General features: G+C 77.4%; 1 protein-coding gene and 1 pseudogene. One reads left to right on the top strand and one right to left on the bottom strand.

What is annotated here, in order from left to right:
• Positions 1–665: pseudogene (locus tag STRAU_RS44845) on the bottom strand (MFS transporter); the annotation flags it as partial.
• Between the two features lie 385 nt (positions 666–1,050).
• Here STRAU_RS44845 and STRAU_RS42685 point away from each other — a divergent pair.
• Positions 1,051–1,755 (top strand): hypothetical protein (locus STRAU_RS42685; RefSeq protein ID WP_037664076.1); only part of this gene is annotated, 705 nt, incomplete at its 3' end.

Raw genomic sequence — 1,755 nt, 5'->3', positions numbered from 1 at the left:
CCCCACCGCGCCCGCCGCGAGCCACCCCGGCAGCCACTCCGCGCGGCCCGGCCGCGCCGCCTTGGACCAGGCCACCCGGCCCACCACCCCGGCCACGCCGAGGACCGCCACCAGCGCACCCGCCGCCCCGGCCCCCATGCCGAGCCGCCGCACCCCGTACAGAGCCAAATACGTGTTGACCGACGCGATGCCGCAGCCGAGCAGCAGCGAGAACACCGCCAGCCAGGCGATCGCGCCGCGCGGCACCAACGACGCGCGCGGCGCACCCGTCCGCGCGGGCGGGTCCGCGGGCAGCGCCCGCAGCGCCCACACCGCCGTCACGACGGCGGCACCCGCCGCCGTCCACACCGCGCCCCGCCAGCCGAGCCACCCGGCGAGCGCCGCGAGCGGCAGGCCCGCGGCAGCCCGCCCAGGGCGACGGCCGCCAGCAGGAAGCCCGCCCCGGGCGCCGCGCCGATCAGCGCGAGCGCCGCCGCCGAGAGCAGGAGCAGCGCGGCCAGGGCGCGGCGCGGGCCCACCCGGTCGACGATCCGGCCGCCCGCGGGCGACAGGACGGCGGCCGTACCGAACCCGATCGTCGTGGTCAGGCCGAGCACGGTGGGTGAGAAGTCCAACTCGTCCACGAGGCGCGGGCCGAGCGCGCCGAGGAGGAAGAGCTGGAGCATGGAGAAGGCCATCGCGCAGGTGAGGAGCGCGGTGGGGAGGGGGCGCGGCGCTTCCGGCGCTTCCGGCGACTGTGCCGGGCGCCCCGTGGGTTCATCTCTCGCCGGCGTACGCCCCATCGGCCCGCGCCCCGCGTCCTCAGTTCCCACTCGGCCACTCCTCGGCAAGTTCCCCGCGCCCTACGACACGACCCACGGCCAACCGGCGTGCATCGCCCCCAGAAGTCGGATCCGTGTCCTCCCGGGTTCCCGGCGCGTGCCGTGACCCGGGCCACACCACCCCGGCGCTCGCGGAACATTCCGGACCCGCCCGTTGCCGCCGCGAGGCGGATGCAAAGATGAGGCCGCCATGACTGGGGGCCGAAGCTGTCGCGCGGTACGGGCTGCGGTGTTCGCAGCCGCCTGTGTGCTGCTCGCGGCCACCGGCCACGCCCTCATGTCGTCGGCTCCCCTGCCCTGGTGGGCGCTGCCCGGCGCGGGCGCCGCCGCCTTCGCGGGCGCCTGGCTCCTCGCCGGACGCGAGCGCGGCGTCCTCACCGTCACCGCCGCGTCCGTCGTGACCCAGACCGCCCTGCACACCTGGTTCTCGTTCGCTCAGGCCGCGGCCCACGCGTCGACGGGCGGCGGCGCCTCGCTCGCCCAGCAGTGGGCCCGCCATCTGCTGTGCGGGGCGGGCGGTTCGGCGCCCATGCCGGAGGCGGACGCGGTACGCGCCGTCACCGACGCGGGCCTCGCCGACCGGCTGAACGGGCCGCCCCCCGGACACGCCCAGCACTCGATGGGCATGCAGGAGACGGTCACCCCGACTCCGGCCGCCCACGCCACCGGCGCCCATGACATGGCCGGTATGGGCGACATGAGCGGCATGAGCGATATGGGCGGCATCGGCAGTGCGGGCGGTATGGACGGCATGCACGCCGGGCACCACATGGGCGGCATGTCGCCGCTCGGCATGCTCGCCGCGCACCTGCTGGCCGCCCTGCTGTGCGGGCTGTGGCTCGCGTACGGCGAACGCGCCGCGTTCCGCGTCGGCCGGGCCGTCGCGGGCTGGATCGTCGCGCCGCTGCGGCTCGCGCTGCGGCTGCCGCCGCCC

Origin of the sequence: Streptomyces aurantiacus JA 4570 (genome assembly GCF_000414115.1) — a bacterium.
Classification (GTDB): Bacteria; Actinomycetota; Actinomycetes; order Streptomycetales; family Streptomycetaceae; genus Streptomyces; species Streptomyces aurantiacus_A.
This window is presented reverse-complemented; position numbering and strand designations above follow the sequence as displayed.